Origin of the sequence: Embleya australiensis, assembly GCF_051903075.1 — a bacterium.
Taxonomy (GTDB): Bacteria; Actinomycetota; Actinomycetes; order Streptomycetales; family Streptomycetaceae; genus Embleya.
Window position 1 is genome coordinate 5,097,173 of the sequence record NZ_CP182422.1, and the last position, 26,659, is coordinate 5,123,831.

Genomic DNA, 26,659 nt, shown 5'->3' on the forward strand with positions numbered 1-26,659 from the left:
CCCGACTTTCCCGGCGACTTTTCGAGGAGTCGATATGGCCAAGAAGAAGAAAGCCCCCAAGAGCAACATCGGCAAGGTCTTCAGCGTCGGCATGCAACTCGTCGGCGCCTTCGGCGTGATCAAGCAGATCAAGGAGGCGCGCGGCAAGAACGACAAGCTCGAACTGGCCGACGCGGTGATCAGCGCCGCCGCGGTCGTCACCGGCTTCGCCCTGCTGATCCGGGCGATGCGCGAGACCGACGACGAGCTGACGGAGGCCGACGCCCTGTGAGTACCACCAGCCTGATGTCCTACGAGGACGCGCTGGAGACCTACGACCCGGTGATGGGCCTGGAGGTCCACGTCGAACTGGGCACCGCGACCAAGATGTTCTGCGGCTGCTCGACCGAGTTCGGCGCCGCGCCCAACAGCCAGGTCTGTCCGACGTGTCTGGGCATGCCCGGCGCGCTGCCCGTGGTCAACGCGACCGCGGTCGAGTCGGCGATCCGGATCGGCCTCGCGCTCAACTGCTCGATCGCCGAGTGGTGCCGCTTCGCCCGGAAGAACTACTTCTATCCGGACATGCCGAAGAACTTCCAGACTTCGCAGTACGACGAGCCGATCGCGTTCGACGGCTACCTCGACGTCGAGGTCGAGGGCAAGACCTGGCGGGTCGAGATCGAGCGCGCGCACATGGAGGAGGACACCGGCAAGTCGCTGCACATGGGCGGCGCGACCGGCCGCATCCACGGCGCCGACTACTCGCTGCTCGACTACAACCGGTGCGGCATCCCGCTGATCGAGATCGTCACCAAGCCGATCGAGGGCGCGGGCGAGCTGGCCCCGCTGGTCGCCAAGGCGTACGTCGCTGAACTCCGCGAGCTGATCCGCGCGCTCGGGGTGTCCGAGGCCCGGATGGAACTCGGCCAGATGCGCTGCGACGCGAACCTGTCGCTCCGGCCCAAGGGGCGGGAGAAGTTCGGCACGCGCAGCGAGACCAAGAACGTCAACTCGCTGCGCTCGGTCGAGCGGGCCATCCGCTTCGAGATCCAGCGGCACGCCACGGTGCTCTCCGACGGCGGGACCATCGTCCAGGAGACCCGGCACTTCCACGAGGACGACGGCAGCACCACCGCCGGTCGGATCAAGGAGGAGGCGGAGGACTACCGCTACTTCCCCGAGCCCGACCTCGTGCCCGTCGCGCCCTCGCGCGAGTGGGTCGAGGAGCTGCGCGGCACGCTGCCGGAACTGCCGTCGCTGCGCCGGGCCCGGCTCCAGGCCGAGTGGGGCGTCAACGACTTCGAGATGCAGTCGATGGTCAACGCGGGTGTGCTCGACGTGATCCTGGCGACGATCGACGCCGGGGCCGACGCGGACGCGGCGCGCAAGTGGTGGCTGGGCGAGCTGTCCCGGCGGGCCAACGAGCGCGGCGTCGAGGTGGCCACGCTGCCGATCACCGCGACCCAGGTCGCCCGCGTGGCGGCGCTGGTCAAGGGCGGCGAGTTGAACGACAAGCTGGCCCGCCAGGTGATCGACGGCGTACTGGCCGGCGAGGGTGAGCCGGACGCGGTGGTCGAGGCGCGCGGGCTCAAGGTCGTCTCGGACGACTCCGCGCTCGGCGCGGCCGTGGACGAGGCGATCGCGGCCAACGCGGGTATCGCCGACAAGATCCGCGGCGGCAAGGTGCAGGCGGTGGGCGCGCTGGTCGGCGCGGTGATGAAGACCACGCGCGGGCAGGCCGACGCGGCGCGCGTGCGGGAGCTGATCCTGGAGCGCCTGGGCGTGTCCTGACCGGGCCGCCTTCCCGGATGGTGCCGAGAGCCCCCGACCGCCGCGTGCGGTCGGGGGCTCTTCGGCGTCCGTGGCCGGCCTTCGCCGACCGACCCGAGGCTGTTCGCGTCGGTGTCCGCCGGTCTTCGGCGTCCCGATTCCCGGTCAGGGGCCGGTGTTCGGCGCCCTTTGGCCTCCGTTCAGCGGCTCTTCACCGTCCGTGGTTGGGAAGTACCTCGGTGTGCCTGAAGTTCCACCGGGGTTCTCCCTAGGTCTGTTCGACCCCCTTATCGGGTTCTTCCGAGCCGCCTTAGATCGGTATCGGGCGGGCCGAGTGATCCCGGATGCGGCATCCGACCGATGCCCCTGGCCCCCCTGGGACGCGAAGCTCGTACCACGAGCCGGACGGACCGGCTCGGTGACCCGGAGGTCGAACACCATGTTGGAATACGAACTCTTCCGCACCCGCGAACTCGAACTGCGCGCCACCGCCGAGCGCGACCGCGTGGTCCGCGAGGCGCTGCGCACGAGCCGGTTGGCGGCCAAGGCCGCGCGGGCGGCCCGGCGCGAGGAGCGGCGAAGCGGTCACGGTGCCGGCGGTCTCAGTTCCGATCGCGGCGTATCGGGGTGGCGGATATCCCATCTGCGCCTGTTCGCGCGGTAGAAGCGCGAGAGACGCGAGGCAGGCACGTGACGCCGGCCACGCTCGGCGGAACCCTGCGGCTGACCTGCGCAAACGGGTTTCGCCGGGCGTGAAATACCCCGCTGCGAGGGGGAGGGACGTGACATGCTCGGCATCGTGGCGAGTATTTCGGTTTCTCCCGTGTTCGTAGGCCGGTCCCTGGAAATGGCGCGGTTCGGCACGGCCCTGCGCGAAGCCGACGAGGGCACGCCGGGCGTGGTGCTCGTCGGCGGCGAGGCCGGCGTGGGCAAGACCCGGCTGCTCCAGGAGTTCCTGCAGCGCGCCGAGGAGCAGGGCGCGGTCACCACTGTCGGCGGCTGTCTGGAACTGGGCGCGGAGAGCCTGCCATTCGCGCCGATCTCGGCGGCGCTGCGCACCCTCTCGCGCCGGATGGGCCCCGAGCTGGCCGAGGCCGCCGCCGGCCGCGAGCGCGACCTCGCCTGGCTGCTGCCCGACTTGGCGCCGGGCACCATCACGCGCGACGGCGAGTTCGACCGGGTCCGCCTGTTCGAACTGATGCTCGGCCTGCTGGAGCGGCTCGGCACCGACCGCACCCTGGTCATCGCGATCGAGGACCTGCACTGGGCCGACTCGTCCACGCGCGAACTGCTCGGCTTCCTGTTCCGCCTGCTGCGCACCGGCCGCATCCTGATCATCGGTACATATCGCGCCGACGCGGTCGGCCGCCGCCACCCGCTGCGCTCGTTCCTGGCCGAGCTGGACCGGGTGCACAACGTCGCCCGGATCGACCTCAGCCGGCTCACCCGGGCCCAGGTCGGCGACCAGCTGCGCGGCATCCTGTGCGAGGAGCCGCCGCGCCGGCTGATCCGGCAGATCTTCCAGAAGTCGGAGGGCAACGCCTTCTTCGTCGAAGAGCTGGCATGCAGCATCCGCGACGGCCAGCTCACGGGCATCTCCGACACGTTGCGCGACCTGCTGCTGATCCGGATCGAGGAGTTGTCCGAGGACGCGCAGAAGGTGATCCGGCTCGCCGCGATCGGCGGGGTCACGGTCGGCCACCGGCTGCTCACCGAGGTCTCCTGGCTCGACCCCGACCGGCTGGAGGAGGCGCTGCGCACGGCGGTGTCCGCGCACGTCCTGGTGCCGACGGGCGACGAGTTCCAGTTCCGGCACGCGCTGGTGCGCACCGCCGTCCGGGAGGACCTGATGCCGGGCGAGCGGGTCCGGCTCTACGCGACCTTCGCCGAGGCCCTGGAGCGCTGCCCCGACCTGGTCGGCGCCGACGAACTGCGCGGACGCATCGCGACGTACTGGTTCCACGCCGGCAAGGCGGTCAAGGCGCTGCCGGCGGTGCTCGCGGCGGCCGAGGCGGCCCGTGAGCGCTATGCCTTCGACGAGCGCACCCGGCTGCTCGAGCGGGCCCTGCTGCTGTGGGAGCAGGTGCCCGATCCGGAGCGGTTGAGCGGTCGCCGGCTGCTCGACATCTACATCGAGGCGGTCACGGCGGCCCGGCTGGGCAGCGAGCGGGAGTTGGCCATCCACTTCTGCAAGCGCGCCATCGAACTGGTCGACCCGGTCGCCGAACCCGAGTTGGCCGCGTTCCTGTGGCGGGAGAAGGCCCGCGGTCTGCGCACGATGTGCCGCTCGTCGGGCCGGCCGGAGCTGAACCGGGCCAAGGAGATCCTGGACGGACTGCCGCCGTCGAAGGAACAGGCCCGCGTGCTGGCGCACATCGCCCGGGACCGGATGCTCGACGGCGAGGGCGGGGAGGTGGTCGCCGACGCGATGATCGCGCTGGAGCACGCGCAGCTCGTGGACAGCCCCGACATCGAGGCCGAGGCGCGCAAGACGCTCGCCTGCGGCCTGGTACAGATCGGTCGGGTGGAGGAGGGCATGGCCCAGCTGGCCCTCGCCGAGGAGACCGCGATCCGCAGCAGTGAGCCGGACAGCCTCGTACACATTCTGAGCAACAAGGCCTCGCTCCTGGAGGGCCTGGGCCGGCATCGGGAGAGCACGGTGGCCGCGCGACGCGCGATGGAGCTGGCCGCCGAACGCGGACTCACCCGCACGTCGGGCTCGTTCGCGCTGGGCAACCTGGCCGAGTCGCTGCTGTCGGTCGGCGACTGGGCCGATCTGGCGACGCTGGTGGAGAAGACCCTCGATCTCGATCCGGGCCCGCAGACCACCCGCCACCTCGAACTGCAACTCGTCGGCCTGTGCCTGGCGCGGGGCGACGTGCGGGGCGCCAAGGCGCACCTGCGGCGGTCCCGACTGGCCGCCGGCTCGCGCTACGTCGAGGCGCAATACGCGATCCCGCTGGCCCGCGCGGAGATCCGGGTGGCCGAGGCGCAGGGCAGGCTGGACGAGGCCCGCGAGGCGCTGGTCGCGGCACTGGCCGCCGGCTGCCCACCCGGCCACCAGCGCTACATGTGGCCCCTGCTCGCCGACGCCGCCGCGAACGAGGCCGACGCCCGCACCTCGACCGTGCGCCCCCGCGAATCGGAGCTCAAGACCCGCCAGGACATCGCCGACCGGATCGCGGCGATGGCCGCGTCGCTGGCGATCGACTGCCCACTCGACGCGGCCTACGCCGCGCTGGTCGGGGCCGAGTCGGCCCGGGCGGCCGGCACCGACGACGCCGAACTGTGGGGCCTGGCCTCCGCCGCCTGGGAGCTGACCGAACAGCCCTACCGCACCGCCTGGGTCCGCTTCCGCCACGCCGAGACCCTGCTCGCCACCGGCAACCGCGACGCCGCCGCCCGCCGCCTGGCCGAAGCCGCCGAAACGGCCGCCCGGCTCGGCGCCAAGACGCTGCGCGAACACATAGACCTGCTCAGCCGCCGAGCCCGGGTCGGCCCGCCCACCCAGGGCGAGTCCGACACGACGCTGCCGACCCTGACCCCACGCGAGATCGACGTCCTGCGGCTGGTCGCCGACGGCCGCAGCAACCGCCAGATCGCGGAGGAGCTGTACATCAGCGCCAAGACCGCCAGCGTCCACGTCTCGAACATCCTGGCCAAACTCCAGGTCACCGGCCGAGGCGAAGCAGCGGCGGTGGCACATCGGCTCCACTTGGTGGACAGCTAGCGGGATCACCTGCTGCCCGTGCCGCGATGGTCCAGCCACAAACGGGCCGAGCGGTGACATCGGCCGGCTCGGCGAGCCATTCGGCCCGCCGCCGGCGTGCGGGGCTCCGAGACTTGGGGCTTCCTGCGAGACGGGTGTGTCGGTCGGCGAAAACCGGCCTGCAGCGGCGGGCGGGGAGGGTGCTCGGGTCGGGTTCGCCGGGCGTGCGTTCCCGAATGGGCCGGGTGTTTTCGGCGGGCGTTGCGCCTTAGGTTGCGGGTGGCCGGTGCGGGGCTGGTCTGAGTCGGTGATGGGCCGCCGCCGGCGTGCGGGGCTTCGGGGCGGAGGGCTCCCGACGAGACGGCCGCGTCGGTCGGCGAAACCGGCCGGCAGCAGGGGCGGGAGGCTGGCCGGGTCGGGTTCCCTGGGCGACCTTTCCGAGTGGGTCGGGTGCTTCCGGCGCGTGTTGCGCCTTGGGTTGCGGGTGGCCGGTGCGGGGCTGGTCTGAGTCGGTGGTGGGCCGCCGCCGGCGTGCGGGGCTCCAAGACCCGAAGTCCTCGACGAGACGGGCGCGTTGCTCACCGAAGCCGGCCGGCAGCGAGGAGCGGGAGGGTGCTCGGGTCGAGCCGGCCGGGGAGCCTTCCCGAGTGGGCCGGGCGTTCCCGGCGGGCGTTGCGCCTTGGGTTGCGGGTGGCCGGTCCGGGGCCGGTCAGAGTCGGTGGTGGGCCGCCGCCGGCGCGCGGGGCTCCAAGACCCGGGCCTCCCGACGAGACGCCGCGCCTCGCTCGGCGAAAACCGTCCGGCAGCGGCGGGCAGGAGGGCGCTCGGGTCGAGTCCGCCGAGGAGCCCTCCCGAGTGGGCCGGGCGTTTCCGGCGTGCGGTCGGCGTGTGGGTGACGAGGGTTCACAAAACCGGACGGCGTGGGGCGCCGTGACCTCGGCGTGAGAGAAAACCGCAGGTCAGCGCGAAAAGGGGAGCGTTTGAGGTGCCTCGGGATCCGGTTTCGACCCTCACTGGGCACTTCCGGTCCCCTCGACGACCTCCGCAAGGCCGCAGCGTTCGAAGCCGGCTCCGAGTGTGCAGTTTCGGTCTCCGCGCCGGCGTTGAGGGGTCGAAGCGCACGAAACCGGCACCCGTCGCCCGACATTCCGCCTCGACCCCGCAAAACCGCAGGTCACCGAGCCTCGAAGCCCACAACCACCCATCGCGATCCGGTTCCGAACCCCAACCCCCCTCCAAACACCCCCGAAACGCCCCGACCCACCCGAGAGGCCCCCGGCGAACCCAACCCAACCGCCCTCCCGCTCCCTCACTGCCGGCCGGTTTCGCCAAGCAACGGGGTGGTCTCGTCGGGCCCCCGACTCTCGGAGCCCCGCACGCCGGCGGCGGCCCACCCCCGACTCTGACCGGCCCCGCACCAGCCACCCGCAACCACAAGCGCAACGCCCGCGGGAAACACCCGGCCCACTCGAGAACGCACGCCCGGCGAACCCAACCCGAGCACCCACCCCGCTCGCCGCTGCAGGCCGCTTTTTCGCCCACCAACACACCCATCTCGTCAGGACCTCGAAGTCTCGGAGCCCCGCACGCCGGCGGCGGCCCACCACCGACTCTGACCGGCCCCGCACCAGCCACCCGCAACCACAAGCGCAGCTCGCGCCGGAAACACCCGGCCCCCTCGGGAAGGCCACCCGGCGGACTCGACCCGATCCCTCACCCGCTCCCCCACTGCCGGCCGGTTTCGCCGAGCAACGGGGTGGTCTCGTCGGGCCCCGACTCTCGGAGCCCCGCACGCCGGCTGCGGCCCATCACCGACTCTGACCGGCCCCGGACCGGCCACCCGCAACCCAAGGCGCAGCGCTCGCCGGAAGCGCCCGGCCCACTCGGGAAGGCTCCTCCACGGACTCGACCCGAGCGCCCTCCTGCCCGCTGCTGCCGGCCGGTTTTCGGTGAGCAACGCTCACGCCTCGTCGGGAGCCCTCCGCCCCGAAGCCCCGCACGCCGGCGGCGGCCCATCACCGACTCTGACCGGCCCCGCACGGGCCACTCGCAACCCAAAGCGCGACGTGCGCCGAAAACGCCCGGCCCACTCAAGAACGCACGCCCGGCGAACTCAACCCGAGCACCCTCCCCGCCCGCCGCTGCAGGCCGCTTTTCCGCCGACCAACACGCCCGTCTCGTCGGAACCCCTCGGTCTCGGAACCCCTCCGTCTCGGAGCCCCGCACGCCGGCGGCGGCTCACCACCGACTCTGACCGGCCCCGCACCAGCCACCCGCAACCCAAAGCGCAACCCCCGCCGAACGCACTCGACCCACTCGGCAAGGCTGCGCACGGGCGAAGCCCCGTTCCCCTTCGGGCAACGGGGCTTCGGTGCGCGCTGTGGGCTAACCCGCCGCCGCCGCGCAGACGTCGGCGAGTTCGGTCAGGGTGCCGTCGAAGTCGGGGGTCAGGGTGGCCAGGACGACCCAGGCCTCCGGGTTGGGGCCGATTCGTTTCGCGAGTCGCGCGAGTGCCGGGCGGGGGTTTGCCTTGGACCAGTGGTTGGTGTCCACGGAGACCAGGGCTTCGAGGGCGAAGCGGACCGGGCGGGCGTGTTGGACGATCTCCTCGCAGTCGACGTCGCCGTCCGAGGCCGCCGTGACGAGCCAGGAGTGCCACTGTTCGAGGGGGCTGTCCCGCAGTCGCTCGCCCGCTGGGCGGCGGTATTCCGGGACGGGCGGTTCGGTGCGTGGGCCTCGGTCCCACTTGGCGCGCAACTCCCGCAGGGGCGTGGGGTCTTCGGCGGCCAGGGCCGCCTCGGCCGTGGTTCGGATCCGGTCCGGGAACAGGTCGTGGTGGCGGGTGAGGACATCGCGCGTGACCAGGGGGTCGGCGCGCTCCCACAGATTCAGCACCACGTCGATCCAGTCGATGCGCCGCAGCTTGCGGGCCTCGCAGCGCGGCAGCGCGAAGTCCACCACGGCCGGATCGCCGGACCGGGCCATCGCCTCGTACTCGGCGCTGTAGGCCGGAGTCTCCATGAGCTGCATGCGCAGGTCCGGGTGCATCGGGGCGATGGGCCGCCCGGGTCGCCGGCCGGTGTAGATCTCCCGGCGCAGCTCGGCGGTGACCCCCGAGTCGTTGTTCACCAGCAGCAGGTCGAGGCCGTCGTCGCCGAGGTCGCGAAGGCGGCTCGCGTACTGCCGTCCCACATGCTGGTGTTCGGCCAACGCGGCCAACAGCGCGGGGTGGCCGCACCGCAGCGCCGCCTCGGCGACGTGGGCCAGCGGCGGGACGTTGCCCGGGAGCAGCGCGACGGCCGTCGCATCGTCCAAGTGCGGTATGACGGAGGTGAGTTCGTCCTCGTTCAGGCGGCGAAGCAGGAAGCCCACCGAGGGGCGTACGGCGGCCGGCACCCGGATCGCGGCCTCGCCGGTGTGTGCCTTCGACTCGGCGAACAACTCGGGCAGCGTGCCCGTGAACCGCCCGAGCGCCCGGGCCAGATGTGCCCACGCGGCCGAACTCGTGCCCAGGGTCGCCACGATCGCGGGCCGCAGCAGCTCGTGCACGGCCATCTCGCCGGTGACATAGGCGTGTTCGCGCGAGACCACCGCGAGCACCTGGGCCGCGACCCGGGCCGGCCGCATCCGGAGCAGGATCTCGCGCGGCGCCAACACCCCGGCCCGCAAGGCCGATCCGGCCTGGTCCAGGGCCTCGGTACGGGTCACCGGCGCATCGGGCGAGTGCAACAGGCGTACGCTGCCGGCCTGGCGCGCGGTGTGCGCGAGGACGGGATGGGCGCGCAACAACTCGACGGCCCGCTCGGCGGATGTGCCGGGCCGCCGCAGCTCCGCCCGCGCCCGATCGAGCACGTCCGCCGAACCGTCGCCCATGGAGCCCTCGCCGCCCGAACCGGCCGACGCCCCGCCCCCCGGCGCCCCGCCCCCCGGCGACTCGACGTCCGGCGGAAAGACCCCCGCCACCACCGCCTCGCCCCCCGCCTCGATCAGCCGGCACAGCTGACTCGCCGTCAAGCGTGGGTTGGCGGCGGCCCGTACCAGCTCCGCGCCGCTGCCGATCCGGGCGATCTCGGCCACCAGCGCGTCCGACAGACACACCTCGTTCGGCATCATCGCGTCGATCCCGCGCAGTCCCGCCAAGCGCGGGAAGACTCCCGCCGCGTCGGCTTCGGAAAGCTCGCGCAGCACCAACACCAGGCCCCGGTCCATGTGTGTCCTCCCTCGGGCGCACACGCTAACGCCCGCCTCGGACGCCGACCCGAGGTGCCCCACGGGCCGATCCTCAGCTCAGCACCAGCCGCAGGATCCGGTCGTCGCCCTTCCGGGGCGTGCCCCGGCCGTCCGTCATATTGGTGACCAACCACAACTCGCCGCCCACGGCGACCACCGTGCGCAACCGGCCGTATTTGCCCTGGAAATACGCCTTCGGCTCGCCCACGGTGGAGCCCAGAATCGGGGCCTGCCACAACCGTTCGCCCTTGAGGCCGGCCAGGTAGACCACGTCGCCCAGGATCGCGATGCCGCTGGGCGAGGCGTCGTCGGTGGCCCACTGGGCGACCGGGTTCATGTACTCGGGCCGATCGCCCGCGCCCTCCACCTCCGGCCAGCCGTAGTTGGCGCCGGAACGGATCAGGTTGAGCTCGTCCCAGGTGTCCTGGCCGAACTCGCTCGCCCACAGTCGCCCGGTGGAGTCCCAGGCGAGGCCCTGCACGTTGCGGTGTCCCAGGCTCCACACCGGCGAGTTCGGGAACGGGTTGCCGGGCGCCGGCTTGCCGTCGGGGGTCAGCCGCAGGATCTTGCCGCCGAGCGACGACTTGTCCTGCGCCGCCTCCTTGTGCCCGGCCTCGCCCGTGCCCGCGTACAACATGCCGTCCGGGCCGAACGCGATCCGGCCGCCGTTGTGGTTCGAGCCGGCCGGGATCCCGTCGAGCAACACCTCGGGCTGTCCCAGCGGTTGCCCCGGCACGTAGGTCATCCGGACGATCCGGTTGTCCCGATCCGTGGTGAGGTACGCGTAGAGGAAATGATCGGTCGCGAACTTCGGCGACACCGCGATCCCCAGCAGACCCCCCTCCCCACGATGCACGAAGCCCGGCACGGTCCCGACCGGCACCGGCGGCACCGTGCCCGGCCCGAACCGGGTGATCGTCCCGGTGTCGCGCGAGGACACCAGCGCGTCCCGATCCGGCAGCACCGCCACACCCCACGGCGTGTTCAGGTCCCGGGCCAACTCCCCGGCGACGACCGGCTCGGGCGGCTTGGCCGCGGTCGGCCCGGCCGGCACGTTCGGCGCCCCGGTCCCGGCCCCGGGCGTGGCCGAACGCACAGGCGTGGCCTGGTGATCGGCCGACCCGCCGCCACCCCCACACGAGGCGAGCCCGGTCGCCAGCGCGACGACGAGCACGAGGGAGGACCAACCGGCCCTCGGACGCCTACCGCGCACCGCAAACACCACCCACCATCTCGGAACTCCTCGACCCTAATGCGCCCCCGCCCCCCGGCGGATGGATCGCCGCCCGACATCTACAGTTCCTGCCATGGTCAGCGACGGCAGGATCTGGGTCCCCTACAGCCTCGAACAACTCGCCCCCATCCCCGCCGCGCTGAGCGGCGAAGGCGGCGAAGGCGGCGCGGGCGGCGCAGACGGCACCGGCTCCCGCATCGACGTCTACGACGGCGCCGACGGCCCGATCCCCGACACCGCCGCCCAGGTCGAGCTGTACGTGCTGCCCTACACCTTCGCCCCGCACACGCTGGAGCGGATCGCGGACATGCCCCGCCTCCGGATGATCCAGACGCTCACCGCCGGCTACGAGCACGTGCTGCCGTACCTGCCACCCGGCGTGCTGCTGTGCAACGGCCGAGGCATCCACGAGACCAGCACCGCCGAACTCGCCCTCGCCCTGACCCTCGCCGCACTGCGCGACATCCCGGGCTTCGTCCGCGGCCAGGACGCGGGGGAGTGGCGCGCCGGGTTCTACCCCGCGCTGGCGGACAAGCGGGTGCTGATCCTCGGGTACGGCGCGATCGGCGAGGCCGTCGACCGCCGGCTCCAGGGTTTCGAGGTGGACGTGGTCCGGGTCGCGCGCACCCCGCGCGACGGAGTACACGGACCGGTCCGGGCGATGAGCGAACTGCCCGACCTGCTGCCGCACACCGACGTGGTCATCCTCACCGTCCCGCTCACCGAGGACACCCGCGGCCTGGTCGACGCCGACTTCCTGGCCCGACTGCCCGACGGCGCGCTGGTGGTCAACGTCGCGCGCGGCCCCGTCGTGGACACTGCGGCGCTGCTCGCCGAGGTGCGGAGCGGGCGGCTCCGGGCCGCCCTGGACGTCACGGACCCCGAACCGCTGCCCGCCGACCACCCGCTGCGCTTCGCCACCGGCGTCTTGATCAGCCCGCACGTCGGCGGCAGCTCGTCCGCCTTCCTGCCACGCGCCCTGCGATTGATCCGTGGGCAGCTCGAACGCTGGTCCGAAGGGGTGACTCCGGTCAACATCGTGCGTCGTTGAGCAACCGAAACCGTCCGGTCGCGCTCTGCTGGGGCGTGGGGCCGGCACCGATACGGTGTGCCCCGCGCACGCGACCGGGACGGAGAGACATGGACGACAGGGGGATGGCGCACGGCGCTGTTCACGAGCGGTTCGAGGCATCGGGACCGGCCGCGCCGGGCGATGCGCCAACCGCCCCGGCGGTCGCGGAGGGGGCGATCATCGCCCCCCGATCGAGTGAACACGATCTCCGCCTGCGCACCGTGGTCGAGCGCGCCCGGGACCGGATCGGCCCCGGCGGCCTCCCGTATCTGCTCGCCGCGCTCTTCTTCGTGATCTACACGGCCCACTCGCTGCTGCGCCACCGCCGGATGGAGACGCACGCGTACGACCTGGGTCTGTTCGAACAGGTGGTCCGGTCCTACGCGCACTTCGAGGCGCCGGTTTCGGATATCCGCGCGCCCGGGTTCAACGTGCTCGGCGAACACTTCCACCCGATCCTGGCGCTGCTCGGCCCGATCTACCGGATCTTCCCCGGCCCCGGCACGCTGCTGGTGGCCCAGGCGTTCCTGGTCGCGATCTCGGTGGTCCCGATCACCCGGATCGCCGCGCGCGCGTTCGGCGGCCTCGGCGCCGCCGGCGTGGCCATCGCGTACGGGCTGTCCTGGGGCATCCAGTCGGCGATCTCCTTCGACTTCCACGAGATCGCGTTCGCGGTGCCGCTGCTCGCCTTCGGCCTCGACCGGTTCCTGCTCGGCCGGCACGTCCAGGCGCTGGCCTGGTGGTTGCCGCTGGTCCTGGTCAAGGAGGACCTGGGACTGACCCTGGCCGCCGCGGCCGTACCGCTGCTCGTGCTGCGCCGCTGGAAGTTGGCCCTCGTACACGTGCTGATCGGCGTCACCGCGTTCGCGCTGGCGATCTTCGTCCTGCTGCCGGCGATCAACCCCAACGACACCTACGCGTTCTGGGGCAATCTCGACTCGTCCCAGCGCTCCGGCGCGGCCGACCCGTCCACCTCGCTGAGCCAGGTGCCGCTCACCGATCTGGTGATCGAACTGCCCAAGTCGATGGTGTTCCCCAGCGTCAAGTGGATGACCCTGTTCATGCTGCTGCTGCCCACGGGGTTCATCGCGCTGCGCTCGCCGCTGGTGGCGATGCTCGCGCCCACCATCCTGTGGCGGTTCACCTCCAGCAACACGTTCTACTGGGGCACCTACTTCCACTACAGCGCGGTCCTGATGCCCATCGTGTTCGCCGCGTTCGTGGACGGCGTGGTGAAACTGCGCGCGTCGCACGTGGACTGGCTGCGCCGCTACGCGGTCAAGGCGGCGATCGTGCCGCTGGCGGTGTCGATGGCGTTCGCGCGCGACTTCCCGCTGATGGACCTGCTGCACAAGCGCACCTGGATGGTCCAGGACCGGGTGCACTCCGCACACAAGGTGCTCGACCGGGTCCCGGACGACGCCACGGTGTCGGCGACGATGAGCTTCTCGCCGCAGTTGACCGCACGTGCGCGGGTGACCGATTTCCCGACGATCCTGCCCGGTCCGGGCTATGCGGCGATCGAGGTGTGGGGCGACAACAAGGACTGGGCCCGGTACTGGATCGCCTACCTGATCGGACAGGGGTTCACCGAGGTGGCCCGGGAGCCGGGCGCGGTGCTGCTCAAGCGCAACTGAGGCGAGGCCGCGTCGGCTCCGGGGCCACCCGGCGAGCCTGCGCGAGCCCCGTCCCGCTCCGCCCGCGAGCCCTCCGCGCCCGTCCGCGCCGGTTCCGCGCTCGGCCGTCCGAGTTCTCCCGTCGCGCCGCCGGCCGCCGGGCCGGGCATCGATCGGTGGTCCCGATCGAGCCCCACCATGCCCTCCGGAGGGCTCCGAATGCCCTCCCGGGGCCCGTGACGGTCCTCGGGCGCTCCCTGAAACTCCCAGGTTTGCCCTGATCAGAGCCCCTCTTTCCGCCCAGTGTCGGGACTTTGTCACAAATGCACGGGAAGGGACTCCCATGCTGGGCATCATTAGTTACTCTGTGTGGAGAAAGACAAGCTCACAGTGACGGGTTGGTGTATCGTCCGAGTCGTGGGGCGTTGAGAGACGCGCACGGTCGGGTGTCGCACCCCCGTCGCGCCGGCGCCGACCGCCCCGCCTCACGGCCGGGGTATGAGGGCCGGTGGTGTGCCGTGAAGCGCCGTGGCGGCGACTTCGGGCAGAGGGGAGTGCGGAATGCCGGGGGACCACTGCCGGAGTGGCCGAGCCACGACGACCCGGTGCGGCTGCTGACCTTGGCCGACACCCCTGCGCAGCGGCAGTTGAAGTACCTGATCGTGCCGTTGTGCCTCGTGTATGCGATCGGTGCGCTCCAGGGCTGGGGCAATCCGACACTGTCGCTTGCGATGGGCGACTTCGGCCTGGCCGCCGCCGCGGCCGTGGCGGCGGTCTCGTGTGCGCTCAAGGCCGTGCACGAGGCCGGCCGGGCCCGGTTGTCCTGGGCGCTGTTCGCGTTCTCCGCCACGATGGTCTCGCTCGGCAACGGCATCTGGGGCTGGTACGAGGTCGTGCTCGGCGTCCCGGTGCCCACGCCGGGGCCGACCGACGTGATCTTCCTGCTGTTCGCGCCGCCCACCATCGTCGGCCTGCTGCTCGTCGCGCAACGCCCGCGCGGGATCGCCGCGTGGACCTGCATGGCCCTGGACGGCTGGCTGATCGCCGGCTCGCTGTTCACCCTCGGGTGGAGCCTGGCGCTGGCCCGCAGTACCAGCGGGGACCGCTCGGACATCATCAAGATCGTGCTCACGCTCGCCTATCCGGTGCTCGACATCCTGATGATCAGCATGGTCCTCGGATTGCGTTTTCGGGCGGGTTCCGGAGATCGCGCGGCGCTGAATCTGGCCCTGGTCGGGCTCGCGGTCACGGTGATGAGCGACGCGCTGTGGACCACCCCCGGGCTGAACAGCGGATATCGCTCCGGCGGCCTGCTCGACGCGGGCTGGTTCGCGGGCAGCCTGCTGCTCGCCATCGCGCCGTGGACGGGCCAGGGGGTCGAGGCGCACGAGCGGCCCCGGCACCGGACCATCTCGATGTTGTCCGCGCTCACCCCGTACATCGCCGCCGCGGTGTGTACCGCCGGTGTGCTCGGCGGGGCGGTGGCCGGCCACGCGCCGGACAAGGTGGTGCTCGGAGTCGGCGCGACCGTACTGGTCACGCTGGTGCTGCGGCAGGGCATCACGCTGGTCGACAACGTCTTCATGGCCCAGGAGTTGTCCGCCAAGGAGAGCCACTTCCGCTCCCTGGTCCAGGGCTCCAGCGATGTGATCATGATCGCGGCGAGCGACGGCGTGCTCCAGTACGTCAGCCACGCGGTGCGCCGGGTGTACGGGTTCGAGCCCGAGGAACTGGTCGGCACCCGGCTCGAACTGCTCATCCATCCGGAGGAGAGCGCCCGCGTGCAGCGCGAGTTGCGGGCGTTCTTGGACGGCACGCTGCCGGCCGGCGAGGCGGACCCGGCGATGGTGCGGGTGGAGTGCCGGATCCGCTCGGCGGGCGGCACCTGGCTGCACACCGAGTCGGCGGTCAATCGCTACGGCGACGGGCTGATCTTCAACAGCCGCGACGTCACCGACCGGATCAAGTTGCAGACCCAGCTCGAACACGACGCCTTCCACGACCGGCTCACCGATCTGCCCAACCGGGCCCTGTTCGAGGACCGGATCCAGCACGCGCTGGCCCAGCGGCGCGGGGTCACCCCCACCATCGCGGTGTTGTTCGTGGACCTGGACGGGTTCAAGGCGGTCAACGACAACTACGGGCACACCGCGGGGGACGAACTGCTCGTCCAGGCCGCACGCCGGCTGGAACACGCGGTCCGGATCGGCGACACCGTGGCCCGGTTCGGCGGCGACGAGTTCGCCGCACTCCTGGTCGGCGACCCCAGTCCGCGCGCGATCCGCGAGATCGCCGAGCGGTTGTTGTCCACGCTGTCCGCGCCGTACCGGATCGCCGACGGCGAGGTCCGGGTCGCGGCCAGCATCGGGATCGCCTTCTCCGCGCCGGGGATCGCCCCGGCCGACCTGATGCGGCACGCCGACGCCGCGATGTACCGGGCCAAGGACGGCGGCAAGGGCCGCGTCGAGGTCTACACCCCGGACATGGACGCCGACGTCGAACGCCGGGCGGCCCGGGCCGCGGGCCGCCGACGGGTGGACCGCGACGGACGGCTGGCCGTGTCGTACCAGCCGGTGGTGGACCTGGACACCGGGCGTGTCCGCGACGTCGAGGCGACGCTGTGTCGGGTCGAGGACGGCGCGGTGCCGGCCCGGGCCGACCACGTGCGGCTGACCGCGGGGGTCGACGGGCGGTTGTCACCGGTGGGCCGCCGCCTCCTCGAGGAGAGCGCGCTCGCCGCCGCGACCTGGCGCGCGGGCGGCCACGAGATCGGCGTCACGGTCGGGCTCGCCGCCCGCCAGTTGACCGGTCCGGGCTTCCTGGAGGTGCTGGAGGAGACGTTGCACGCGGCCGATCTGCCGGCCACCGCGCTCACCCTGGAGATCATCGACAACGTCCTGCCCGACGGCGACGAGTTGTTGCTCGGCCGGATCGCGGTGTTGCGGCGGCTGGGCGTGCGGTTGTCGCTGGACGACTTCGGCACCGGTCACTCGTCGCTGACCTACCTGCGCCGACTGCCGGTGGACGCGCTCAAGATCGACCGCTCGTTCGTGGCCGAGGTCGGCACGTGTCCGCATCTGACCGTGCTCACCTCGACGATCGTGCGGCTCGGCCTGGAATCCGGGCTGACCCTGGTGGCGGCGGGCATCGACAGCCACGCGCAGGTCGACATACTCCGCGAAATGGGCTGCCAGCAGGGCCAGGGCACGTGGTTCCACCCGGCGGTCCCGGGCGACGCCATCTTCGAAGTCCTGGGCCAAACCCCGCTGGGCAACAGCGCCGTCCGAGGCCCAAGACCCGAGCCCCTCCCGGAAGCCCGCACCCCCCTACCCCTACAAGTCCCCCGCCCCCAACCCTGACCCCACCCACCCGCCACCACCCCGCGCCCTGCCTCACTGCTCGCGGCCCGGCGCCCGTTCTCATCCGCCCGTCGCAGCCCGTCCCACCGCTCGCCGCGCGGCCCGCGCCCGTACTCGCCCGCCGCCCCACCCCCCGCCTCCAGCCGCTCGCGTGCCGGGCCGTCGCCCCACCCGTCCCGTCGCCGCACGCCGCACCACGCCGGCGCACGCCGCGCCCCACGCCGCCGCCCGCTCCGCGCCCCCGCCGCCCGTCCCGTCCCGCCCCCGACCGCGTCCCACCGCCCAGGCCCCCCGCTCGCCTGCGGGCTTGATCGAATCTGGACAACGCGTCCCGAATAGTGAGACGTGCAAGGGCTCGGCTTGACACGTATACCGGCGCAGAGGGAGAGTCGCGGGCATGCAGACCCGAATCCTCGTACTTGAGAAGCGCGTGAACTGACCACCGAGTCGGTTCGCGCGCCCCCCTCGCTTGCCTAACGGCACGGGGGGTTTTTTGTTGCAGTCCGACGGGTCCGGGCCTCGCGCCCCACTCGATATGCCGACTTCAGATCGAGAAGAGACGACAGCATGACCGATCAGGTGACAGGAGCCCAAGCGCTGATCCGCTCCCTGGAAGCCGCAGGGGTGGACACGGTCTTCGGCATCCCCGGGGGCGCGATTCTTCCCGCCTACGATCCGATGATGGACTCGACGAAGGTGCGCCACGTCCTGGTCCGGCACGAGCAGGGTGCCGGCCACGCCGCCGAGGGATACGCCCAGGCCACCGGCAAGGTCGGGGTGTGCATGGCCACTTCGGGCCCCGGTGCGACCAACCTGGTGACCCCGATCGCCGACGCGCACATGGACTCGGTCCCGATCGTCGCCATCACCGGCCAGGTGGCCAGCGCCGCGATCGGTACGGACGCCTTCCAGGAGGCGGACATCTGCGGCATCACGATGCCGATCACCAAGCACAACTTCCTGGTCACCGACCCGGCCGAGATCGCGCCCACGATCGCCGCGGCGTTCCACATCGCCTCCACCGGCCGGCCCGGCCCGGTCCTGGTCGACATCTCCAAGGACGCCCTCCAGGCGACCACGGAATTCGTCTGGAACGGCACCCCCGAACTGCCCGGCTACCGCCCGGTCACCCGGCCGCACGCCAAGCAGATCCGCGAGGCCGCCCGGCTGCTCAGCGAGGCCAAGCGCCCGGTCCTGTACGTCGGCGGCGGCGTGCTCAAGGCCCACGCGTCGGCCGAGCTGAAGATCCTCGCCGAGCTGACCGGCGCGCCCGTGGTCACCACGCTGATGGCGCTCGGCGCGTTCCCGGACAGCCACCCGCAACACCTGGGCATGCCCGGGATGCACGGCACCGTCGCCGCCGTCACCGCGCTGCAGAAGTCGGACCTGATCTTCGCCCTGGGCGCCCGCTTCGACGACCGGGTCACCGGCCGGCTGGACACCTTCGCGCCGCACGCCACCATCGTGCACGCCGACATCGACCCCGCCGAGATCTCCAAGAACCGCACCGCCGACGTGCCGATCGTCGGCGACGCCCGCGAGGTGATCGCCGATCTGGTGGTCGCGGTCCAGGCCGAGCACGAGGCCGGCCGGTTCGGCGACTACCAGGAGTGGTGGACCGCGCTGAACCGCTGGCGCGACACCTACCCGCTGGGCTACGACCTGCCGGCCGACGGCTCGCTGTCGCCGCAGCTGGTGATCGAGCGCCTCGGCGCGATCTCCGGTCCGGATACGATCTTCGCCTCCGGCGTCGGGCAACACCAGATGTGGGCCTCGCAGTTCATCCGCTACGAGAAGCCGTACACCTGGCTCAACTCCGGCGGCGCCGGGACCATGGGCTACTCGGTGCCCGCCGCGATGGGCGCCAAGGCCGGCATGCCGGACACCACGGTGTGGGCGATCGACGGCGACGGCTGCTTCCAGATGACCAACCAGGAACTGGTCACCTGCGCGGTCAACAACATCCCGATCAAGGTCGCCATCATCAACAACGGCACCCTGGGCATGGTCCGCCAGTGGCAGACGCTCTTCTACAACGAGCGCTACTCCAACACCGACCTGCAGAGCCGCCGGCTGCCCGACTTCGTCAAGCTCGCCGAGGCGATGGGCTGCGTCGGACTGCGCTGCGAGAGCCCGGACCAGCTGGACGAGACCATCCACAAGGCGATGTCGATCAACGACGCGCCCGTGGTCATCGACTTCGTCGTCCACCAGGACGCGATGGTGTGGCCGATGGTCGCGGCCGGTTCCTCCAACGACGAGGTCATGGCGGCGCGCGACGTGCGCCCCGACTTCGGCGACTCGGACGACTGAACAGGCCGACAGGGCATCAGGAAGGCATAGGAGTCCAGCGATCATGTCCAAGCACACCCTTTCGGTCCTCGTCGAGAACAAGCCCGGTGTCCTCGCCCGGATCACCGCCCTGTTCTCGCGTCGGGGCTTCAACATCGACTCGCTCGCGGTCGGCACCACCGAGCATCCGGACATCTCCCGGATCACCATCGTGGTCAGCGTGGTCGAGGAACTGCCGCTGGAGCAGGTGACCAAGCAGCTGAACAAGCTGGTCAACGTGCTCAAGATCGTCGAGCTGGACCCGCCCGCGTCGGTGCAGCGCCAACTGCTGCTGGTCAAGGTGCGCGCCGATCACGAGACCCGCTCGCAGGTGGTGGAGATCGTCCAGCTGTTCCGCGCCAAGACGGTCGACGTCTCGCCGGAGGCGGTCACCGTCGAGGCCACCGGCGGCCCCGACAAGCTCGCCGCGATGTTGCGCATGCTGGAGCCGTTCGGCATCAAGGAACTCGTCCAGTCCGGCGTCGTGGCCATCGGCCGCGGCGGCCGCTCGATCACCGATCGCTCGCTGCGGTCGGTGGAGCGCTCGGCCTGACACCGGCTCGGCCGGACCCCCGACCCCCGGTCCGGCACGGTCCACATTGCAGACCGCGGACCCGCGGCCCGCTCGTGATTTGGGAAGATGACGAGCGGGGCGTGGCCCCCGGAAACACCCGTCTTGAAGGAGAACCCCGAAGTGGCCGAGCTGTTCTACGACGACGACGCCGACCTGTCCATCATTCAGAACCGCAAGGTCGCGGTGCTCGGCTATGGCAGCCAGGGCCACGCCCACGCGTTGTCCCTGCGGGACTCCGGCGTCGACGTGCGGGTCGGTCTGCTGGAGGGCTCGAAGAGCCGGACCAAGGCCGAGGAGGCCGGTCTGCGCGTGGTCACCCCCGCCGAGGCCGCCGCCGAGGCGAGCGTCATCATGATCCTCACCCCGGACCCGGTCCAGGCCAAGGTCTATGCCGAGGCCGTGGAGCCCAACCTCCAGGACGGCGACGCGCTGTTCTTCGGGCACGGCTTCAACATCCGGTTCGGCTTCATCAAGCCGCCGGCCAACATCGACGTGTGCATGGTCGCCCCCAAGGGCCCGGGCCACCTCGTGCGCCGGCAGTACGAAGAGGGTCGCGGCGTGCCGTGCATCGTCGCGGTCGAGCAGGACGCGTCGGGCGAGGCCCTCGCGCTCGCGCTCTCCTACGCGAAGGGCATCGGCGGCACCCGCGCCGGCGTGATCAAGACCACCTTCAAGGAAGAGACCGAGACCGACCTGTTCGGCGAGCAGGCGGTGCTCTGCGGCGGCGCCTCGGCGCTGGTCAAGGCGGGCTTCGAGACCCTGGTCGAGGCCGGCTACCAGCCGGAGATCGCCTACTTCGAGTGCATGCACGAGCTGAAGCTGATCGTCGACCTGATGTACGAGGGCGGCCTGGAGAAGATGCGCTGGTCGGTCTCCGAGACCGCCGAGTGGGGCGACTACATCACCGGCCCCCGGATCATCACCGCCGACACCAAGGCGGAGATGAAGAAGGTCCTCGCCGAGATCCAGGACGGCTCGTTCGCGAGCGCGTGGATGGCGGAGTACGAGGCGGGCCTGCCCAAGTACAAGGAGTACGTGAAGGCGGACGCCGAGCACAAGCTGGAGACCACCGGCAAGGAGCTCCGCAAGATGATGAGCTGGGTGACCAACGAGGCCTGATCCTCGACGAGTTGCCCGCCACACGGCGGCGTGGGTGCCCCGGACCGGATCGGTCCGGGGCACTTTCCGGATCGGGCCCCCGTCGTTCACGCGGGCTTCACCACGCGTCGGTTTCGAGCGCCATCCCATGATCGCTTGACTCGGCGATCATGAGTGATCCCTCGAAGATCCGAACCGTACTGAACCCCGGTATGCCGCAGAGCGTGATCCCGCCCGGCAACGGCGGCACCACCGGTCCGAACGACAAGACCAAGGTCGAGGCGGGACAACTGCGCGCCTCCGCCAAGACGTTGCACGTGACCGCCGGCGAGGTGAACACCGTACGGTCGGTGCCGGACGCGCTGAGCGCCAGGACCGCGTTTGCCGGTTGGCAGTTGGCCGCCCCGCTGGTTACCGCGCGGTGGAAGGACCAGATCGCGCGGCTGACCGCCGATCTGGGCGAGATCTCCGACGGGCTGTACTCGATCGCCGACAACTACGACCGCAACGAGCACGCCGTCACCATCTCCCTTGCCGGGAAGGTGAGTTGACCGTGGTCGGCTTTGCCCAGCTGCGCGACCTGCGGATCGAGGCGCTGCGCGAATCGGCCCAGGAGTTCTACGACTTCGCGTCCTGGCTGGACCACAATCAGCAGCTGATCCGGGTCGACGCAAGGGCGTTGACGGTCACCGGTGAGTGGGACGGCCCTTCCGCCAAGGCCACGCTGGCCCGATACCGGGGCCTGGACGAGGTGTTCGAGGGCGGCAAGACCGAACTCCGGGCGATCTGCGCGATCCTGCGCGACGCGGCGGACGACATCGGCGGGGCGAAGAAGCGGCTGACCGACGCGATCGCCGACGCCCAGGCACACGAGTTGACGGTGGCGAACGACGGTTCGCTCACGTGGGGACCGCTCAAGGCGCAGGGACACCAGCCGGATCCGCAGGACATCGAGGCGCACACGAACAGGATGCGGGGACTGGCGGAGGAGTTCCGGCACAAGTTCGAGAGCGCGCTCGACGACGCGACCGACGCCGACGCGCGGGCCGCCTCGGCGCTCAAGGGCGACATCGGCACCAGCGGCACCTCGTTCAACGCGAACGCGATCGGCGGCGGCGAACTGCCCGACTCGATCCGTGCCGCGGAGTTGGCCAAGCGGGTCGACTCGCTGACGCCGGAGGAGGTCGAGGAGTTGCGCAACCTCCTGCACGGCAACGAGAAGTCGTCGATCTTCGCCACCAACCTGCTGAACACCCTGGGTCCGGACGGGCTGTTGCAGCTCGAAACCGACGTGGTCAACAAGGGCCGAAACGGGACCGGCGTCAACATCCCCGAATCCACCATCGACAAGCTGCGCGCGATCCAGGACTCGCTGGGCGCCAACCTGGTCACCGCCACGCAGTCCAACGGTCAGCCGCACGTGACGCAGACCTGGATCGACGGGCTGAAGGCGGCCGGTCGCAAGTCCTACGAACTCCAGGACATCCCCAAGCACCACCTCGCCGGGTATCAGCTGATCGGCAACTGGCTGCACCGGGGGGACTGGGACACGCGGTTCCTCGCCGACGTGGGCAAGGACATGGTCGCCTTCGACCGGGACGGCTACCACCCGCACGAGCCCATCCCGCTGACGTCCGACCGTTTCCCGGTACTGGCGGCGGCGATGGGACCCGACGGCCACGACCTCGATCAGCTGTCCGGTCTGATGCACGCGCTCGGGCGCGACCCGAGCGCGGCCGAGCAGGTCTTCGACCCGAAGTCGGGCGACAACCTGCACTACCTGATGAAGCAGCGGGACTGGGGCAACGAGACCGGGCCCGGCTCGCCGGCCGACCTGTTCGGCCAGGCGTTCGAGGCCGCCGCCACCGGGCATCCGGCGGGCGCGACCACGGGCGGCGCGCACACCGAGGCGGGGGCGCGGATCTTCGCCGACGCGATGCACACCGTCGGACAGGAGGGCCCCGGCGGGCACTTCGCCGACTACCGGGACAGCGTCACCAACGCGGTGGCCTCGTACATGCCCGACATCCACAACGAGTTGCGCAACGACCGCGCGGGCGGATCCTCGGGTCCGGACCCGCTGTTCCCGAACTCGGGGGAGGCCCGGGCCGCCTTCCTCGGCGGCACCCCCGACCACGACCTGATGCGCACGATGGCGGTACTCGCCGAGGACCCCAAAGCGTTCCGGCAGATCGCCGACGCCGAACACGCCTTCATCGCGGTCGGCCTGGAACGCATCTCGACCGGCAATCCGCCCGCCGGTATCTCCGCCGACCAGCATCTGGCCGACTCGGCCCAGGTGGTCGGCATGCTGGACGAGGTGCGCACCGAGGCGATGCGGCACCAGCAGGTGGTCAGCGACAAGGAGTACAACGACCAGACCACCTGGACCGGCAAGGGCGCCGCCAACGTGGTCGCCGGCGCGGTCAAGATGAGCCCGCTGCCGACGATGGTCGCCGAGCCGCTGTCCCGGGTGGTCACGCTGACCGCCGACTACGCCGCGCAGAACAGCCAGGTGGACACCTCGGCACAGACCGACCGCGAGATCGCCGACCAACACGCGTGGGGGCGCGGCTACATGCAGCAGATCGCCGCCGACTGGGCGCACACACACGGTCGGGACCACGAACTGCCCGGCTACGACACCACCTCGAACGTCAACTTCACCGTCGGCAAGGACCGGGCCAGGGAGGCGATGGGCCGGCCGTGAGGGCGATCCGCCCGCCCGGACACCCGACCGCGCGCCCGGGCGCAACCCCCGCGCGCCGGCGCGCGTGTGCACCGTACCGGACGTGTCACACGGCCCGGCAGGGTGAGTGACGGGGGATGCGCGACCATGACCGAGGAGGAGGCGATCGCCGGTGTGTTCGGCGCGCTCGAACGTGATGTGGGTCGCCTCCTCGCCGCCGCTCCGGGCGCCGGACGCCCCCCGATCCGAGCGCTGTGCGCCCGGCGCAGGCACCTGCGCCGAGTGCTGTTCGGCGCCGGTCTGACGGTGGCGCTGGCATGCCTCGCCGGCACTCGGTTGGTCGGTACACGGAACCGATCACCGCTTCGCGTGCGTGGGTGGGGGAGAGAAACCCGGGCCGGGGATTCGGCGACCCGAACCGGGATCGGATGCACGCCCGGGGCCGGATAAAGTACCGGGTCACGGCAGGACGAAACACGCCGCGACGGGACGCGGGGGAACACAATGGGACGGGACAAGGGCGATCGCCCCGATTTCGACGTGTTCTACGCGGAGAGCCACGGCGCCCTGGTCGCCCACCTGTACGCGCTGACCGGGGACCTCGGCGAGGCCCAGGAGGCCGCGCAGGAGGCCTACATCCGGGCCTGGAAGGACTGGGACCGGATCAGCTCGTACGAGAACCCGGTCGCCTGGATCCGGCTGGTCGGCCAGCGCATCGCGGTCAGCCGCTGGCGGCGCACCCGGACCGCGCTCAAGAGCTGGATCCGACACGGCCCGGAGCGCGACCTGCCCGCGCCGGGCCCCGAATCGGTCGCGCTGGTCACCGCGTTGCGGCAGATCCCCGAGGCGCAGCGGCGCGCGGTGGTGATGCACCACATGGGCGGCCTGTCGGTGGCCGAGATCGCCGCGCACGAGGGGGCGCCGGAGGGGACCATCAAGGCCCGCCTCTCGCGCGGGCGGGCCGCGCTCGCGGGGCTGCTCGCGGACGGCTCGGAAGCGGTCCGGACCGGGCGTTCCTGAACCCGTGTGCGAACCCCGCGTCGAACCCGTGTGCGCGTCGGGTGTCGATGCGCGCCGGCCGGGCGCCGCGCCGGGGCGCGCGCGGGGGACCGTCGCCCGCGCGATCCGGATGCGTCGAAGCCGGCGGATCCGGGAAACCCGAAGGAATTGGCCTCCGGTTCACATGCCACCGGCGCATTCAAGGCAGCATGCTTGAACGAGGCAGTGCTATCGCCGCACCGGACTTGCCGTTCCGGTCCGACATCGTGGAGCGTGAGACACATGAGGGGCAGAGGGGACTCGGGTCGGGAGACGACCGTGCCGGCCCGCGGTGGCTTCCCGGAACGGACGCTACGGCAGGACGAGTTGCGCGCGGAGCGGCCGGCCGTGGTCGACGACGACATCTTCGGCGACCTCTACCTCGACTTCGAGGACGCGCCGACCCGGGCGCCGGTCGAGCCGCCGGCCGCACCGGAGCCCGCGGCCGAACCGGCCGTCGAGGCACGGGCGCCACGGGGGTTCGACGACACCTTCGCGGACGGCACGGATGATCCGGCGCCGCCGGCGGACCGGCCGGAATTCGACCACGACGCCGACCCGGCGCAGCGGCCGGATCCCGACCACGCGCCGACCGGGGCCGGCGCGCCCGACGGCGCGGCGCGAGCGGCGTCCCCGTGGGACCGGGCACCCCGACCGGCCGAGACCTTCGGGGCCGACGGGGAGGACGCCGAGCCCGCGCCCGACCCGGTGCCGCACACGGTGACCCCGCCCGCGGTGGGCGCGCGGTCCCGGGCCGCGGCGGTGCCTCCGCCGCCCACGATCGCCGCCGCCGGCTCCACCGACACCACGGTCCCCGCCGCGCACGCGGTGCCGCCCCCGCCCTCGGTGCCGCCGATGCCCACGGAGCCGCCGCGCGTGCCGGAGCCGCCGCACACGCCCGAGGCGGCCCGGGTGCCGCAGACGCCCTACGCGCCCGACGCGGCGCGCGTACCCGAAGCGCCCCACGCCCCCGAGGCGGCCCCGGCACCCGACTCGCAGACCGAACTGCTGCCCGTCGCCGTGCCCGCCGCGGAGGCCGTCGAGGAGCCCGACGAACTCGACGTGCCCACCACCTCGCGCAGCGACAGCCTGCGCCGCGCCGAGGCGACCGAGGAGGAGATCCGCGCCCGCAGCGGCCCGCCGCTCGGCGTGCAGGCGTCCGCCTGGTCCACCTCCTCGCACCCCGGCCGCCGCCGGGCCGCCCGCCGTGAACGGCGCGGCCTGGGCCCGGAGCTGAGCGCCCGGGACAACGACGACCGCTACGCCGCGACGGGCGAGGTGTTCATCGTCGCCGACGGCCTCGGCGGCCACCCCGCCGGTTGGTACGCGGCCGACGTCGCGGTCCGCACCCTGGTGTCCGAACTCGCCGCCGCCGACCTGTCCGCGGGCTGGAGCGACCGGCTCGGCGCGGCGATCGCGGTGGCCGACCTGGCGGTGCGCCGGCACGGGGTCGCGCAGTACGAGGGCATGCGCACCACCGTGGTGGCCGCCGTCCTGCAACACGGCCGGCTGCACCTGGCCGGCTGCGGTGACAGCGTGTGCTGGCTGGTCCGCGGCGGCCGGGCGTTCCGGCTCACCGAACAGGGCAACGCCGCCGAGTTCGGCCGCCCCTGGCTGCTCACCTCCACCCCCCTCGGCGGCTCCCAAGCGCCCGAACCCGAACTGCAACGCATCGAACTGCACCCCGGGGACCGTGTGGTCCTCGCCACGGACGGCGTCGGCCACCTGCCCGACGAAACGGTCGCCGACCTGGTGCACGGCGACCCCTTCCACGCCGCAACGACCTTGACCAGGACGGCCGTCGAGAGCGGTGACGACGACGCCACGGCGGTCGTGGTCGAATGCGACGCACTGCCCGTTCCGGAAGGTCATCGCTCCGGCGCCGACCCCAGGGAACAATCGGAGGATGCGTCGGGTACCCCCGGGGCCCTACGGTCGGACGGCGGAACGGCCTGGTGAC

At 71.8% G+C, this 26,659-nt stretch carries 15 protein-coding genes and 1 pseudogene; 14 read left to right on the plus strand and 2 right to left on the minus strand.

Annotated features, from left to right (window positions below; translation table 11 throughout):
* Positions 1-34 precede the first annotated feature (34 nt).
* The 4 genes from ACMXN5_RS22225 (at position 35) to ACMXN5_RS22240 (ending at position 5,479) form a co-directional block, all read left to right on the plus strand.
* Entirely contained in the window at positions 35-271 is a 237-nt protein-coding gene (locus tag ACMXN5_RS22225; RefSeq protein ID WP_078975311.1) for a hypothetical protein, read from the plus strand.
* A gap of 14 nt (positions 272-285) precedes the next feature.
* Positions 286-1,770, plus strand: coding sequence for an Asp-tRNA(Asn)/Glu-tRNA(Gln) amidotransferase subunit GatB (gatB, locus tag ACMXN5_RS22230; protein ID WP_439678056.1), 1,485 nt, complete (start codon positions 286-288; stop codon positions 1,768-1,770).
* A gap of 418 nt (positions 1,771-2,188) precedes the next feature.
* Positions 2,189-2,413, plus strand: coding sequence for a hypothetical protein (locus tag ACMXN5_RS22235; protein WP_126644110.1), 225 nt, complete (start codon positions 2,189-2,191; stop codon positions 2,411-2,413).
* A 159-nt stretch (positions 2,414-2,572) separates the two neighbouring features.
* On the plus strand, positions 2,573-5,479 hold the full coding sequence (locus ACMXN5_RS22240; RefSeq protein WP_439676674.1) for a helix-turn-helix transcriptional regulator: 2,907 nt from the start codon (positions 2,573-2,575) through the stop codon (positions 5,477-5,479).
* Between the two features lie 2,364 nt (positions 5,480-7,843).
* On the opposite strand, the gene ACMXN5_RS22245 is transcribed toward ACMXN5_RS22240, so the two are convergent.
* Both ACMXN5_RS22245 and ACMXN5_RS22250 read right to left on the minus strand, forming a co-directional pair.
* Positions 7,844-9,667 carry a hypothetical protein gene (locus ACMXN5_RS22245; RefSeq protein ID WP_439676675.1) on the minus strand — a complete coding sequence of 608 codons (1,824 nt, stop codon included), beginning with the start codon at positions 9,665-9,667 and terminating at the stop codon, positions 7,844-7,846.
* 73 nt (positions 9,668-9,740) lie between these two features.
* The gene (locus ACMXN5_RS22250) at positions 9,741-10,901 is read right to left on the minus strand and encodes a PQQ-dependent sugar dehydrogenase (protein ID WP_439676676.1); all 1,161 of its coding nucleotides are present in this window, start codon (positions 10,899-10,901) and stop codon (positions 9,741-9,743) included.
* Positions 10,902-10,995: 94 nt separating this feature from the next.
* On the opposite strand from ACMXN5_RS22250, the gene ACMXN5_RS22255 reads away from it, so the two are divergent.
* The 10 genes and pseudogenes from ACMXN5_RS22255 to ACMXN5_RS22300 all read left to right on the plus strand — a co-directional run bounded on the left by ACMXN5_RS22255 (position 10,996) and on the right by ACMXN5_RS22300 (position 26,658).
* The gene (locus ACMXN5_RS22255; protein ID WP_439676677.1) at positions 10,996-11,973 is read left to right on the plus strand and encodes a 2-hydroxyacid dehydrogenase; all 978 of its coding nucleotides are present in this window, start codon (positions 10,996-10,998) and stop codon (positions 11,971-11,973) included.
* An 89-nt stretch (positions 11,974-12,062) separates the two neighbouring features.
* Positions 12,063-13,631: a DUF2079 domain-containing protein gene (locus ACMXN5_RS22260; RefSeq protein ID WP_439676678.1), complete on the plus strand. Its 1,569-nt coding sequence runs from the start codon at positions 12,063-12,065 to the stop codon at positions 13,629-13,631.
* A gap of 584 nt (positions 13,632-14,215) precedes the next feature.
* Positions 14,216-16,969 carry a putative bifunctional diguanylate cyclase/phosphodiesterase gene (locus ACMXN5_RS22265; protein WP_439676679.1) on the plus strand — a complete coding sequence of 918 codons (2,754 nt, stop codon included), beginning with the start codon at positions 14,216-14,218 and terminating at the stop codon, positions 16,967-16,969.
* A 540-nt stretch (positions 16,970-17,509) separates the two neighbouring features.
* Positions 17,510-19,282: pseudogene (locus tag ACMXN5_RS22270) on the plus strand (acetolactate synthase large subunit); the annotation flags it as partial.
* A gap of 43 nt (positions 19,283-19,325) precedes the next feature.
* Entirely contained in the window at positions 19,326-19,853 is a 528-nt protein-coding gene (gene ilvN / locus ACMXN5_RS22275; protein WP_020556335.1) for an acetolactate synthase small subunit, read from the plus strand.
* Positions 19,854-19,994: 141 nt separating this feature from the next.
* Positions 19,995-20,993, plus strand: a complete 999-nt coding sequence (gene ilvC, locus ACMXN5_RS22280) for a ketol-acid reductoisomerase (RefSeq protein WP_439678057.1) — start codon at positions 19,995-19,997, stop codon at positions 20,991-20,993.
* A gap of 149 nt (positions 20,994-21,142) precedes the next feature.
* Positions 21,143-21,523, plus strand: coding sequence for a WXG100 family type VII secretion target (locus ACMXN5_RS22285; protein WP_439676680.1), 381 nt, complete (start codon positions 21,143-21,145; stop codon positions 21,521-21,523).
* Between the two features lie 2 nt (positions 21,524-21,525).
* The gene (locus ACMXN5_RS22290; RefSeq protein ID WP_439676681.1) at positions 21,526-23,682 is read left to right on the plus strand and encodes a hypothetical protein; all 2,157 of its coding nucleotides are present in this window, start codon (positions 21,526-21,528) and stop codon (positions 23,680-23,682) included.
* Positions 23,683-24,165: 483 nt separating this feature from the next.
* On the plus strand, positions 24,166-24,681 hold the full coding sequence (locus ACMXN5_RS22295; protein ID WP_395787992.1) for a SigE family RNA polymerase sigma factor: 516 nt from the start codon (positions 24,166-24,168) through the stop codon (positions 24,679-24,681).
* Positions 24,682-24,942: 261 nt separating this feature from the next.
* On the plus strand, positions 24,943-26,658 hold the full coding sequence (locus ACMXN5_RS22300) for a protein phosphatase 2C domain-containing protein (RefSeq protein WP_439676682.1): 1,716 nt from the start codon (positions 24,943-24,945) through the stop codon (positions 26,656-26,658).
* Position 26,659: the final 1 nt, after the last annotated feature.